This window comes from Pseudoscardovia radai (genome assembly GCF_002259605.1).
GTDB classification, from domain to species: Bacteria; Actinomycetota; Actinomycetes; order Actinomycetales; family Bifidobacteriaceae; genus Pseudoscardovia; species Pseudoscardovia radai.
On the sequence record NZ_MWWR01000003.1, the window covers coordinates 30,497 to 43,663 of the forward strand.

11 protein-coding genes and 3 tRNA genes are annotated in these 13,167 nt (G+C 64.7%); 11 read left to right on the forward strand and 3 right to left on the reverse strand.

Annotated features, from left to right (window positions below; all coding sequences use genetic code 11):
• Positions 1-30 precede the first annotated feature (30 nt).
• The 4 genes from rplL to PSRA_RS01260 all read left to right on the forward strand — a co-directional run bounded on the left by rplL (position 31) and on the right by PSRA_RS01260 (position 6,772).
• The gene (rplL, locus tag PSRA_RS01245; RefSeq protein ID WP_094660055.1) at positions 31-414 is read left to right on the forward strand and encodes a 50S ribosomal protein L7/L12; all 384 of its coding nucleotides are present in this window, start codon (positions 31-33) and stop codon (positions 412-414) included.
• A gap of 487 nt (positions 415-901) precedes the next feature.
• Positions 902-2,767: a variant leucine-rich repeat-containing protein gene (locus PSRA_RS01250; protein WP_158216282.1), complete on the forward strand. Its 1,866-nt coding sequence runs from the start codon at positions 902-904 to the stop codon at positions 2,765-2,767.
• Positions 2,768-2,897: 130 nt separating this feature from the next.
• Positions 2,898-6,488: a helicase gene (locus PSRA_RS01255; protein WP_094660217.1), complete on the forward strand. Its 3,591-nt coding sequence runs from the start codon at positions 2,898-2,900 to the stop codon at positions 6,486-6,488.
• Positions 6,489-6,574: 86 nt separating this feature from the next.
• Positions 6,575-6,772 (forward strand): hypothetical protein, encoded by a 198-nt coding sequence (locus PSRA_RS01260; protein WP_094660218.1) that lies wholly within the window; start codon positions 6,575-6,577, stop codon positions 6,770-6,772.
• 9 nt (positions 6,773-6,781) lie between these two features.
• Here the strand turns inward: PSRA_RS01260 and PSRA_RS01265 are convergent, their stop codons facing one another.
• The 3 genes from PSRA_RS01265 to PSRA_RS01275 form a co-directional block, all read right to left on the reverse strand.
• Positions 6,782-7,687, reverse strand: a complete 906-nt coding sequence (locus PSRA_RS01265) for a CpaB family protein (RefSeq protein ID WP_094660057.1) — start codon at positions 7,685-7,687, stop codon at positions 6,782-6,784.
• A 212-nt stretch (positions 7,688-7,899) separates the two neighbouring features.
• On the reverse strand, positions 7,900-8,085 hold the full coding sequence (locus PSRA_RS01270; protein WP_094660058.1) for an FmdB family zinc ribbon protein: 186 nt from the start codon (positions 8,083-8,085) through the stop codon (positions 7,900-7,902).
• A gap of 315 nt (positions 8,086-8,400) precedes the next feature.
• Positions 8,401-9,156 (reverse strand): 5-formyltetrahydrofolate cyclo-ligase, encoded by a 756-nt coding sequence (locus PSRA_RS01275; protein ID WP_158216283.1) that lies wholly within the window; start codon positions 9,154-9,156, stop codon positions 8,401-8,403.
• A gap of 347 nt (positions 9,157-9,503) precedes the next feature.
• Between PSRA_RS01275 and PSRA_RS01280 the strand changes: the two genes are divergently transcribed.
• From PSRA_RS01280 to rpmG, 7 genes are all read left to right on the forward strand, one after another.
• Positions 9,504-10,073, forward strand: coding sequence for a GNAT family N-acetyltransferase (locus PSRA_RS01280; RefSeq protein WP_169712462.1), 570 nt, complete (start codon positions 9,504-9,506; stop codon positions 10,071-10,073).
• 144 nt (positions 10,074-10,217) lie between these two features.
• Complete coding sequence (locus tag PSRA_RS01285; RefSeq protein WP_094660061.1) at positions 10,218-11,654, forward strand: hypothetical protein; 1,437 nt, start codon at positions 10,218-10,220, stop codon at positions 11,652-11,654.
• Between the two features lie 352 nt (positions 11,655-12,006).
• Entirely contained in the window at positions 12,007-12,300 is a 294-nt protein-coding gene (gene groES, locus PSRA_RS01290; protein ID WP_094660062.1) for a co-chaperone GroES, read from the forward strand.
• 335 nt (positions 12,301-12,635) lie between these two features.
• Positions 12,636-12,717, forward strand: a tRNA-Tyr gene (locus PSRA_RS01295).
• A gap of 1 nt (position 12,718) precedes the next feature.
• Positions 12,719-12,793 (forward strand) — tRNA-Thr (locus PSRA_RS01300).
• Position 12,794: 1 nt separating this feature from the next.
• A tRNA-Met gene (locus PSRA_RS01305) sits at positions 12,795-12,868 on the forward strand.
• 59 nt (positions 12,869-12,927) lie between these two features.
• Positions 12,928-13,098 carry a 50S ribosomal protein L33 gene (rpmG, locus tag PSRA_RS01310; protein ID WP_094660063.1) on the forward strand — a complete coding sequence of 57 codons (171 nt, stop codon included), beginning with the start codon at positions 12,928-12,930 and terminating at the stop codon, positions 13,096-13,098.
• The last annotated feature ends 69 nt before the right edge of the window (positions 13,099-13,167 follow it).

Here is a 13,167-nt window from a genome sequence, read left to right on the forward strand (position 1 = left end):
GCCGGTGCCAATGATTGAAAGGAAGCCATAATGGCTAAGCTTTCCACTGAAGAGCTCCTCGATGCTTTCAAGGAAATGACCCTCGTTGAGCTGTCCGATTTCGTCAAGGCTTTCGAGGACGAGTTCGACGTTGAGGCTGCCGCTCCGGTTGCCGCCGTCGCCGCCGCTCCGGCCGCTGGCGCTGCCGCCGCCGAGGACGAGAAGACCGAGTTCGACGTCGTGCTGACCGCCGTCGGCGACAAGAAGATCGCCGTCATCAAGGCCGTGCGCGCCCTGACGAACCTCGGCCTGGCCGAGGCCAAGGCCCTCGTGGACTCCGCTCCGAAGGCCGTCCTGGAGAAGGCCTCCAAGGAAGACGCCGAGAAGGCCAAGGCCGATCTCGAGGCTGCTGGCGCTTCCGTCGAGCTCAAGTAGTTTTCCTTCTGACTGGTTTACAACCCCGGGCCGTTTCACGGCCCGGGGCTTTTCATATCCTGCCTGGGTATCGGGTTCGGGATATCCTGCCTGGGTATCAGGTTCGGTTAGTCGGCGACATCGGGTATGTGGGAACATCGGATATTCGGGAACAACAGTCGTTGTCTGGTTTTTCAGTGCTGTGGCGATACGCCGCCCCGTTGTACGGAGGCGTCGCCTCCCCGTGCGATCGGTCGGTCGCGGCGGCGGACGTGCACTCCTTGGGTAGGCTCTGCGCCAAACCGCGCACGCGCGTATGCTGTGTGTCTAGACTGGAATCCGGGCCGGGAAGCGGAACCCCGCGATGTTCATGAGGGTCATGGACGCTTATGGAGATCCGGTTCCAAGATGGCGGTGCATTCGAAACTTTGCGATATGTCGCGTTTTGCCCGAAGGGGCATGACAAAATAGCAGAGACTGCATGTCCATGAATAACAAGGAGGTAGCCGTGGTCGAAGGTGCGAGCGATGTGCTCTGGGCGATTGAAGTCGATGGCGTCGAGCTCACACGTGTGAGACCCGGCGAATCCGTCGTCGTGGGACGCAAGCCCATCCGTCCGATGGTGGAGACCGAGGCCACCCGTCGCGTCGATATCGACGATCCCGAGAAGTCGATGAGCAAGCGTCATGCCAAGCTGTCCGTCGACTCCTATGGCCGTGCCATTCTCGAGGACCTGGGGTCCACGAACGGATCGTTCGTCGTGCGCGACGACGGTGCGCTGATGCGAGTTCCCCTCGGCACGCAGATTACCTTCCAGCGCTCGCCGATGCACCTGCAGTTCGGTGACAAGCCCATCGACTTCCGCGAGGTGTCGTCCGACGAGACGGGCGAGCATCCGGTGGCCAGTCTTTTCGACAACCTGTCTCCCGAGGACATCGCCGCCGCCGCCAACGGCGCCATGAGCGTCGACCAGATCCTCGATGTGCGGGCCGGCGAGCCGACGACGGCTTTCGATGCCGGTGCCGTCCGCGGACGTGTGCACGATCTCGATACGTCCGGTCTGTCCCAGGGATACGTCACTGCATCTCCGGACACCCCGGCGACGGCCTCCTCCGCTCAGACCGTCGATTCCCGCGCCGCGGCCTTCGCGGCAACGACGCCGGTCACCGCACGGTCCGCGGAACCGTCGACCACGCGTACTGCCGTTCCCAACACCGTCGTTTCCAACACCGCCGTTCCTGACACGGCCGTTCCTGACGCTGCCGTTCCTGGCATTGCTGTTCCTGACGTTGCGGCTTCGAACCCCGCGACTTCGGGCGCTACGGTTCCGGATGCCTCTGTTCCGGCCGTCTCTGTTCCAGCCACATCTGCTCCGGTCGCATCTGCTCCGGATGCTGTCGGTCAGACGCCCGCTGCATCCGATGACTTCGCGCGCACGGCGCCCGAGACGACGCCTGTCGCCACGGCTCATCTGACTGCCAGCACCGATGCCAACACAGCTGCTGTCGAAACCGACGCTGCCGGCACCGCGGCTGCCGAGACAGCCGCACCGAATGCCATGGAAACGAATGCTGCACAGACGAATTCCGCTGCCTCCGATGCCGATCCTTTCTATCGTTCCTCGCAGACGCAGTCCGTCACGACGGAGCCCCAGCAGACGTTGATGCGCCAGGATGCGTCGGAGCAGGACGTGCGGTTCCGTCCCGCCCAGACCGAATTCGCCCAGTCGCAGCCCGTTCGGACTCAGTCCGTCCAGGCGCAGGAGCAGCTCGAACAGGCCGACGTCGCCGCGTCTCGTCAGACGCAGGCATACGCCGGCCAGGGCAGCTACCATGGCTACGGGGCAGGCTTCGCCGACGGAACGGAATCCTCCGCCGATGACGCGCGTTTCATGCCGACCGGTGAACAGGCCCAGGCCTTCGAACCTGATGCGGCCGGTGTGACGCAGGAATCCCATCCCGTGGCGGAGCAGGCCTCCGCCGCCGATGCCCGCTTCGCATCTCATCAGATGCCCCAGCGGGATGCCTCCCCTCAGGAAGACGACTCTCCCTCCTTTTCCGTTCCGGTCACCAATCCTCATTATGATGCCGGCTCCGTGCTCGATCGTCTGTCCCGCGGAGAGTATCCCACGGCGCAGCAGCAGGTGGATGACGAACGTGTCATCGACGGCTTCACCATCAGGGAGGCCCGCGGCACGGCGGATTACGAGCGCCAGTTCGAGATCGCGCAGCATGATGAGCTGCTGCCGTTCCTGGCGATGAACCCGCGCCTGTACGGAGATCTGTACGCATGGCTTGAGGCGATGAGCAACGCCGACGTGAAGGCGGCGCTGGATGCGAACGCCGGATACAAGTCATGGAAGCTAAGGAAGTGAAATTGTGACGGACTCTAACGCCGCCGTGAATGTCAACGGCACCGCCGCCGGGCAGGGGGCGGATGCCGCGGGCCCCGCGCTCGAGCAGCAGCCGCAGAAGGTCGCCGCGCCAGTGCACGAGGAATCGTCGATGGACGCCGTGCGCCGGTGGTATTTCGACTACAAGCGCAGCCATGGCTCGACGCCCATGGAGGACCTGTCGCGCTTGTCGGACCGGCTTGACCTGACGCACGCGCACCCGACGGGAATAGCCCAGCTCTTCGCATCGGGTCGTGTACAGCTGAGTTCGCTTTTTCGCGACATCGGTTTTCTTAAAACCGCCGAGCGCAACCTCGCCAAGGTCCTCAAGGGCTTCCACGCCAAGGAGAGGACCGACGGAACCGCGAGCCTGTCGCTGTCCGTCGGCATCGCCCAGTGGGAGGACCACCGTATCCCGGTGCTGCTGTACCCGGTGACCGTCGACGGCGCCGACAGTGAGGACGCCCGCCTTTCGCAAAGCGTCATCCGCTTCACGGGGGCCGCGTCCATCAATACGGCTTTCGTCGATGCCATGAGACGCCAAGGCGTCATCCTCGACGCCGACGACCTCATGGACTCCTCCAACTACGGGGGCAAGGCGCCGGAAACCGCCGAGCTCTTCGCTCTGATCCGCACGCGGGCCGGGTCGAAGATCCCCGGGTTCTCCATCAAATCCGAGCTTATCCTCGGCAGCTTCATCGAATCGTCGACGCTTCTGCTCGCCGATTCCGCGCGCATCATCGACGCCATGGACCGCGGCAGCTCCCCGAGCCTGCCGCTGGCCGTCCTCGCCGGGGACGAACGCGCCAAGTACGCCATGCTCAACCGCAGGCTGCCCAAGTATTCTCCCGAGGACTGCGACCCGCACGACGAACTCGAGGCGGGTGATGTGAGCAACGCCACGAGGTATGCCGCCAAGCTCGCCGCCGAAGGGGACTCCGTTTTCGTGAACGTCTCCGTCATCGACGACACCGCGGCGCAGGCCCTGTCCATCGCCTCGCGCGTGGCGCTCAGCGGGAAGGTCGCCCTGTACGTGCCGGGCGTCCCGGAACAGAAGTATCGCTTCCTCCATGAGGCCAGGGTCAACGACATGACGTCCCTGCTCGGAGACATGTCCGACCCCGACTTCAACGCCAAGCTCGACTCCCAGCTCGTCACCGCCGTCGGTTTCCGCGGGGGAGAGGCGGGCAACCGCTTCGACCAGCTTGCCGATGAGCTTGTGGGCGTGAGAGGCCGCCTGAACCGCTATCTGGGCGATCTTCATGCGCGCAACGGCGAATGGAACGTGTCGGCGTACCAGGTCATCGAGAACCTGGCGCGCATCTCGAGCAACCCGACCCATCCGTCCACGCGCGTGCGCCTGAGCGCCGACACGGTTCGTCGCGTCGCAGACTCCAAGGAGGCGTGGGGCGAGAAGCTTCGCCGTGCGGGCAAGCTCGGCGAATTCGAGATAGGCCCCGATGACACGCCGTGGTATCACGCGTCCGTATTCAACGAGGACGAGGCGGTGGACGCATACCAGCGCGTCGTGCGCCTTCTGACGGATACGCTTCCCGCCGTGCGCGAACAGATCGCGGAGACGTCGAAGACCTGTGGCTTCCAGCTGCCCAAGGACGCGTCCGAATGGGCCCGCCAGGTGGCGGTTCTGCGCAACCTGCGCCGCGTCATGGACGTGTTCCAGCCCGTCATCTTCCAGCGTGACATCCCCGCCATGATCGAGGCGACGAAGTCGAAGGAGGACCGCAAGAAGAACGGCACCACCCTTGGCATGCACGAACGCCGCCACCTCGTCAAGGAGGCGAAGAGCCTTCTGCGCGTGGGATCGCATGTCGACGACATTCGCTCCGCGCTGATCGTGGCGCTGAAGGAAAGCGAGGAATGGCGCACTTTCGTTCCCCACGGCCAGTGGCCGGTGCTGCCCAACGAGCTCGATGACATCATCACCGTGCAGGAGTCGCTGTCCAGCGACCTGACCGCGATGAACTCGATCCTCGCCACGACGCCGGAAGGCGCCGACCTGGAAACGATCGACTTCCAGTCCCTCGAGGACCGCCTTCGCCTTCTGTACGATGACCACAAGTCGCTGAACACGCTTCCCGAACGCAGCACGCTGGAGCGCGAGATCGCCAAGGCCGGACTCTCCGAGCTCGTCGACGACCTGCGCGCCCGCGGCGTCGACCCCGACAGCGCCCCCGATGAGTTCCTCCTGTCGTGGTGGGCCACCGTGTTCAACCTCATCGTGCGCCAGTCGCCGATCGTGGCCAACCAGGACAGCTCCGCCCTGACCCAGGCCGCCGATCGGTTCACGCAGGTCGACGTCGAGCACGTCAGGTCCATCGGCCCCATGGCCGCGCAGGAGATGACGAAGCGCCTCTCGGAGACGCTGTACGCGCACTCGCAGGAGGCCAACCAGCTGCATACGCTTCTGGCGACGCCTACCGTGCTGCCGTTCACCCGCCTGCACAAGGATTTCTCGACGATTCTCAGGGCCGCCAGGCCGATTCTCGTCGCGGCTCCGGCCACTCTCGCGGCCCAGGCCGGGCAGGGGCGTATCGCCGACGTCGCCATCATCGACGCCTCCGCGCATATGACCCCTATCGAGGTCCTCACGGTTCTCTCGCGCGTCGACAACGTCGTGTTCTTCGGACACCAGCAGACGCTGTCGTCCCCGGCCATCAAACGCCTCATCCCGTACCTCGCGCAGGTCAACACGCTGTCGAACCCGTCGCACCGTGACTCCCGCCTGACCCGCTTCCTGTCCGACCACGGGTACGGCGACATCCGCTACTCGCTGTCCACCGGGCGCGTGCGCGGAGACGTCCAGTACATGAAGGTCGACGGCATCGGCATTCCCGAAGAGAACAGCGGCATCGTGGAGTCGACGAAGCAGGAGGTGAAGGCGGTCGCGGATATCGTAGAGGCGCGCGCGGCAGAGTACGAAGTGCTTCCGCGGCACTACATGCTTTCCATCGTGTGCCTGACCGACACCAACCGCATTCGCATTGGCGCCGAGCTCAAGTCCCGCGCCCAGCGCACCCCGGGTCTGCGCGACTTCCTGCGCCACGTCAGGATCGTCAACATCACCGAGGTCGCCGGAGCCGCGGCGGACGACGTCATCATCGCCTGCAGCTTCGCCAAGGGGCAGCCCAAGCATATGGTCCAGCAGTTCGGCGTCATGGAGGAGCCCGGAAGCGACGGGATGCTTCTCGACGCGCTGGCGCTCGCGACGGCCCGCACCAACATCGTCAGCACCTTCAGTGCGGAAGACATGGAAGATGACCGTCTCCGCCAGCCGGGCACGCAACTGCTCAAGGAGATGCTGGTGTGGTGCGAGCACCTTGCCGACAAGATGCCCGAGCCGACCGCTCATCCGTCCTCGGACGTTATCATCAACGACCTCGCCGAGCGTATCAAGTCCCGCGGCCTCGCCGTAGAGACGAATTACGGTTTCGACAACGGAATCCAGATCCCGCTCGTCGTCGGCTTCCCCGGACGCCCGTACCGCCTCGCCATCAAAACCGACGATGCGCAGTTCATGTCCATCCGCTCGCTGCGCCAGCGCTACCGCTTCAGCGTCGACGACCTGCGCAGCCTCGGCTGGTCCGTGTCGTTCATCTGGAGCGTGGCCGCGTTCGTCGATCCCGACAAGGAGGTCGATCGCGTGGTCGGTCAGCTCTCGCAGCTTGAGGGTGATGACCTGTGACAGACGATGTGCGCATCGTGTCAGACGGCGGACGGCCGGAGAACGCCGCGTCGTCCGCGTCTTCGTCCGCTTCACAGCCGGCTCCGTTGTCGGCCTCGGGGCGTCGACGCCATCCGCGCGTCGTGCGTCGCGGAACCGAATGGTTCGACGCCGACGGCGTGAAGCTCGACCCCGAGGATCTGCGCAGCGAGGAGTCGAAGGACCGCGATGACGACCGCCGGATCCTTGACGAGCTTCCCCCGCATTGGGGCGTGTTCTCCGAACGAAAGCAGGCAGGAGCCTGATTCTCCATGTCATGACGATCCCTCCTTCGGGCCAACGCCCCAGGAGGGGGCGCTTGTATCGGAGGGGGCGCTTGTATCGGAGGGATTGTTCGTATTCGCGGGTTCGCCCGTATTGGCGGAATCTCCTGTGCCGGTGGGATCGCCTGCGCCGCCCGTAACCGGCGGCGTTCCCTCGCTGACCGCAATGATCGGGCGATCGTCACCGACGGACAGCACGGTCAGCGCATCCCCGGGTGTCAGGGCGAAGGTGGCCGTTCCCGTGGGTTCGCCCAGAATCGATGTCGAATCCTCCTCATCGGGCACATGCATGACCGTGACGCCGCGGGCGAGAACGCAGTGCGTCGCGTCGCCAATTCCTGTCGAGCCGCCGGCATCGGTCGCGTTGCCGATATCAGCCCCGTCGCCCGTCCCGGTCGAGCCGCCCACGCCAGCCATCGATGGGCATGCGCCCGACACCATCAGGGTCACGGTGTCGCCGACGCGAAGCTGCCTGGTCGTGCTGGCGAGGGTCACATCCACCGTGGTCATGCCCTGGGCGACTCTGACGGACCCCGACACCATGCCTCGGATAATGGGCATGCCTCGCCCGATGTCGATCTGCGCCACGCCGGGGGTCCATGACTGCACGTCCTCTCCCGGATACGCATGGGACGACACGTCGTCCTGCGCCACCCATGCCGTGGCCAGGGCGGAGGCCGGGACGGTCTCGCCGACGGCGATATCACGCGCCGCCACCGCGATAAGCCGCGTTTTATTCGACGCCCCGATGGCCGAGACGATGCACCAGGCGAGAAGCCCGGCGCATGCCGCGCAGGCGATGCGACGGAGCAGGATGCCCCGGCGGCGGCTGGTGAGTATCGGTGTCGAGGAACGGGCGCCGCTTGTCCCGCGCCTCGCCGACGCAAGGAATGTCATGCCTCGAACCTAGGAGGGGAGCAAACCGACACGCCGGGGAAGCGAACAATGTGGACGAAGGTCACGCGCACGGCGAGGGCTGTGGATAACTTCCGCCCGCGTCGCTTTCCGGGGTGTTTTTCGGCGTGCCTTGTCCCAAGACAAAACCGCTTCCGGAACAATCCCGTCAGGAGGGTTCCGGAAGCGGTCGGAGAAGGGCTATGCGCGTACCGTCAGCTCTTGTCCTTGTCGGTGTGGTAGAAGCCGCTGCCCTTGAAGGTGATGGGCACGGCGGAGTAGACCTGATGAACCTGGTCAGCCTTGCACTGCGGGCATTCGGTCAGCGGACCTTCCGAGAAGGAACGCTGAACGGTGAAGTCATAGCCGCAGTTCTTGCAGCGATAGTGATAAGTCGGCACTGGTCGTCCTTTGCGTTTCGAGAGAACATCCTTCCGCCGTCCGCGGTGTGGGTCGCTCTGCGGTGTGAATCACCCTGCGGTGCGAATCCGTCACGCGGCGCACCGCGTGCGGCGGCGCGAACGGCCCGCGGCGACGGCTGATGCTTATCCTAGCCAGAATGCCGACATCCGCGTCTGTTTCGCTCACAGAACAGGTCACCGGTCCGCGGTATGGCGCCGGCTCTCGCATCAGTCGGACGCGGCATTGGCCAGAGTCGGACGCGGCATTGGCCAGCCGCGGCATCGGTTATCTGCACCGTCAATCCATGTGCACCGTCAGTCCAGTGCATTCTTGGCGCGGTCGCTGATCGGAACGATTCCCTTGCATGTCAGGACGATATCCATGGGCACGTCATGCGCCTGCGATGGCAGCGGGGCGTCGCGAAGCTCCCACGGCCAGATGACGGCGATGCGCCACGCCTCGGGATTTCGGTGTGTCAGGGCGCGGTCATACCACCCGGCGCCCCTCCCCAGACGCGTCCCCGCCCGGTCAACGGCCAGCGCCGGAATGAACAGCAGATCGGCCTGCGCAAGCGGCTGCGACACCGTGACGATGGGTCGCTGCTCCGGCGGGGTGTCATCGTGAAGCCGCCATCCAATCGACAGCCTTCTGCCGCTGGGCACCGTCATCGATTCCACGTCCGGGGCCTGCGCAATGTCCATTGCCGGAACGAGAACGCGCCCGCCGCGGGACTTGAACCAGGAGATGAGCGGCCCCATGTCCGGTTCCCGGCGGATGGGTTCGAAAGCCGCGACAGTGCCCGCACCCTGCGTTTCCGAACCGCGGCGCAGGCGACTTTCCAGACGGAGCACGTCGCTGGGGCGGATGGCGGCGCGCCAACCGGTGATGTGCGCGCGACGCTGCCCATATGCTTCCCGGCGCAGATCCTGCTTCAGCTCGGACACGCCCGGGACTTCAGGCGCGTCCCCGGTTTCGGATGCGCCCGGGTTTCCGGATGCGTGCGGGTTTCCGGATGTTCCCAGGGCCTCGGGTGCCGGATGCTTCCCGGACGGACGGATTGTGTCGGCCATGGGCTTCTCCTTTGTGGGTTTCGTTGCACGGGTTCGTTCTGCGGGTTCCGTTGCGCGGGTCTCGCTCCGCGCGCTCGCGGCATGCGCTCGCGGCATGCGGCGTCGTGTCCCAGTCATCTCCCAGCGTAGCCTTCGGCGTGGCCGGTCTTCAGTGCACGGGGCGGTGCCCGCGGACGATAGGGGCGCCGGCCGAACCGCCGCGCATCATGCATTGCGCGGATTAGCATGGTGGCATGAGCTTTCGTTCGTTGCATCGCCTGGGCGACCCCTTCCGCTTTGCACGTCATGAGGACGGCAAAGGGGATGACGGCAAGGGGTTCGTGGTGCCGGCGCGTCTTGAGGCGCCGATGGGATACCCGTCCCTTGCACTGCGCCCTCTGACCGAACGAGATGATGCGGAGTGGAGCGACGTGCGCATGCGCAACCGGGACTGGCTGTCTCCGTGGGATTCGAACGATCCGCTGCACGGGCCGGGCATCGGCTTCGGCGAATGGATCCGTCTCCAGCGGGCGTCGGAGCGTGAGGGGGAGGGCGTCGTGCTCGCGATGGAATACGATGGCCGCATCGTCGGGCAGGTGTCGCTCGGCGCCATCGCCTACGGGGCGGTGCGCGCCGGAATCGTCGGCTATTGGGTGGACCAGCGCGTGGCGGGCAACGGCTTCGCGCCGCTGTCCGTAGCCATGGTGTGCGATTGGGCCTTCTTCGACCCGGAGGGTCCGCGCCTGCATCGCATCGAGGTTGACATCCTTCCCGAGAATGCCCGATCCCTGCGGGTTGTGCAGAAGCTCGGGTTCTGCGACGAGGGCGTGCGGCGCGGGTATATGTTCGTCAACGAGAGGTGGCGGGACCACCGGTGCTTCTCCATCCTCGCCACCGATGTTGCGCGTCGCGTCATCGACCGTCTCCCGAGACGCTGATGGCGTCGCCATCCCGTTCGATACCGACCGCGACGCGCCGCTGTTTCGAGGCATGTCGGCATCTCGAACGCCGGTGTGACGCCTCTGTGAGAAGGACACGCCAACCCCTCTTCCTTTTCATGCGGTTCCTTTATGGTTGGCTCTATGACCTACGAATCGTTCAGCGGAATTCTCGTCTGCGTGGTTCTGCTGGCGTTTGTCCTGTGGTGGTTCCCTACGCGCGCAATCCGCGGCATGAAGAACGCGACCCGTCATGAATCGGACCGGTACTCGGATTCCATGCATCTCATCGATTATGATGAAAACGGCTCCAGGATGGATGCCGGCACCGAGCGTTCCGGCGGATTGTCCCTCGATGCCGGCAAGGATGTCGGTACGGCTTCCCCCGCCCAGGTTCCGCAGTCCCGCGAGTCACGAAACGTTATCTCGCCCCGCGCCGCCAAGGATGTCCCCACGGATATCTCTGGGAACGCACCGAAGGACGCGCGGGAAGACGATGGCGGCGCCGGCCGCGCCGCCTCACCGGAATGGACGGAAGATATGGTCACGCAGCGACATGATGCCGAGGAACCGGCGCAGGGACGACGGGTGTTCACGCGCGAAGGAGTTCGTAGGATTCGCGCGATGCGCAAGCGTGAGATTCGTCGTCGCCGCATCCTCGTGTCCGTTCTTTTCGCCCTGGGCGTCGTCATGGCGGTGGTCTCCCGCATCGTGCCTTTCCCCTTGGCTTACTGCCTGATTCCCCTCGGCCTCATGGCCGTCGTCCTGGGCTTTGGTATCCGCGCCTCGTCACATGCCCGCCGCTGGGAGCGCGAGGTGGCCGCCTCCGGTGTGATGGGCCACGCCTCGTCCACGTCGTCCATGTCGCAGGGGTCCGCGCCGCAAAAGTCAGCGATAACGACGGCAAAGGACTCGGCGCAGACCTCCGCCGCGCAGAGCCCGATGGCGCAGACCGCCCCGGTCCGGTCCAACGGCGCGAAGAAGTCTTCGAAGGGCTCTGCCGCATCCGTCGGCCGCCGTCCGGAGGGCCGCATCGGCGTGCGGGCGGGGCGCGGCCCCGTCGCGTCGGACCAGGATATCGACGAGACCCCGACCGCCGCCATGAGCGCCGACGACATCGCCGAGGCCATGGCCCGGACGTCCGGTACCCGGCATGGCGGGACGCCGGACGACGCGGATTTCACCGATGCCCGTCGGCGCGCGAAAGTCGTCCTTGCCCGCGCCGAGATGATGCCGCTGCCCGTCGCACAGGATGACGGGACCGACGATTCCCCGACGTCCACGATTATGTCGTTCACGCTGGGGGAGCCCGCGTCGGCTTCGGTGGCCGGGTCGGCCACGGCGGAGGTGCGCAGCGCGGAGATCAAGTCGTACCGGCAGGTGGCCAAGGCCGTTCCCGAGCGCGGACACACCGCGGAAATCAGGCGTGCCGCGGCCGAGGAGGCCCAGGAGCGCGCCGAGAAGGTCCGGGAGGCCGAGGAGGCCGAGCGTACCCGGCGCCAGGCGTCGCGTCGCGCGGCGCAGGATGCCGAGGTCTCGAAGCGCCTCGATGACGTTCTTGCGAGGCGTCGCGAGAAATAGGCGCTTGGAGAAAACCGACCGTATGGTGAAGGCACCGTATGGAACCGGTGCATGCGAAGCCGAGTCCCGGCGTCATAAGTCATAAGAGGGCGGATGCCGCAGGATGCGGCTCCGCCCTCGTCGTTTCGTGGGCGTCGCTCCATGCCGTTCGCAGGCTCGGGCCAAGACGTCGGAAGTGTGGCGATTCGGTTCTTTTCACCGTGGGCGAGAATTAGCACTCGAGTTTGCAGAGTGCTAATCATGCGCTAGTATTTGTTCTAGCGCATGAAAGACGCGAGGTGTTTCGTCAGCCGCCGCACGCCGGGCATGCGACAGTAGTCACTCTCTTACACATAGAAAGAGGAGGTCCACAGTGTCGATCTCGCTCACACCGTTGGAAGACAAGATTGTTGTTAAGCAGGCTCCGGCTGAGACCCAGACCAAGTCCGGCCTGTTCATTCCGGAGAACGCCAAGGAGAAGCCGCAGCAGGGCGAAGTCCTGGCGGTTGGCCCGGGCCGTCGTGCCGATAACGGCGAGCTCATCCCGATGGACGTCAAGGTTGGCGACAAGGTGCTGTACTCGAAGTACGGCGGCACCGAGGTGCACTACGACGGCGAGGATCTGCTGATCCTGTCCGCGCGCGACGTCCTCGCGATCATCGGCTGAGACATCGGTCGATTCGCGGAACGCGACATCTTCGCGATATCTTTTTCGACAGGCCATCCGCTGAGCGGGTGGCCTGTCGCGTTCTGCGGAAGGTTGCCTGGTACGCGGTCTGTTGTGCCGGGGTGTGAAGTCCCCGAGACCCGCGATGGTGCTTTTGCGCCAGGTCGCATCGTTGAAAAATGCTGGGATTGCGCGCCTTCGCGGCATTCGGAGGCATGATGCGACGCAACGCGACACGCCGGTTTCGCAAAAGTTGCGTTCTTTGAAAATTCATGGCATTATAGCCAAGTTGCCGCTCGAAAGGGTTCGAGAGAAACCGATCGAGTAGGAGCGATGGCTGATTTCCCAAGCGGTCAAAGGGAGCAGACTGTAAATCTGCCGGCACTGCCTTCAGTGGTTCGAATCCACTATCAGCCACGCCCCGGTAGCTCAGTGGTAGAGCACTTCCTTGGTAAGGAAGAGGTCGCGGGTCCAATTCCCGCCCGGGGCTCCATGGCGGGATAGCTCAGCTGGCTAGAGCGTACGACTCATAATCGTAAGGTCGAGTGTTCGAGTCACTCTCTCGCTACGAATACCGCGCGAACGAGTTTTGCGTTGGTGATTACGGTAAACAAACAGAGGTGGAAAATGGCAAGCAAGAGCGCCGATATTCGTCCGGGCATCACGCTCGCGTGCACCGTGTGCAAGGAGCGTAACTACATTACGACGAAGAATCGTCGTAATACGCCCGACCGTCTCGAGCTCAAGAAGTTCTGCCCGCGTTGCGGCAAGCACACGCTTCATCGCGAGACTCGCTAACTTAAGCTACATAAAGCCCGGTACGCCGGGCTTTTTTCATATCCGCACACGATTCCACCAGCCCGTGCC

Coding starts and splice junctions, on each gene's coding strand:
- rpmG (WP_094660063.1), top strand. CDS start 12,928: ATGGCAAGCAAGAGCGCCGATATTCGTCCGGGCATCACGCTCGCGTGC.
- PSRA_RS01255 (WP_094660217.1), top strand. CDS start 2,898: ATGGACGCCGTGCGCCGGTGGTATTTCGACTACAAGCGCAGCCATGGC.
- PSRA_RS01285 (WP_094660061.1), top strand. CDS start 10,218: ATGACCTACGAATCGTTCAGCGGAATTCTCGTCTGCGTGGTTCTGCTG.
- PSRA_RS01275 (WP_158216283.1), bottom strand. CDS start 9,156: ATGGCCGACACAATCCGTCCGTCCGGGAAGCATCCGGCACCCGAGGCC.
- PSRA_RS01280 (WP_169712462.1), top strand. CDS start 9,504: ATGGGATACCCGTCCCTTGCACTGCGCCCTCTGACCGAACGAGATGAT.
- PSRA_RS01265 (WP_094660057.1), bottom strand. CDS start 7,687: ATGACATTCCTTGCGTCGGCGAGGCGCGGGACAAGCGGCGCCCGTTCC.
- rplL (WP_094660055.1), top strand. CDS start 31: ATGGCTAAGCTTTCCACTGAAGAGCTCCTCGATGCTTTCAAGGAAATG.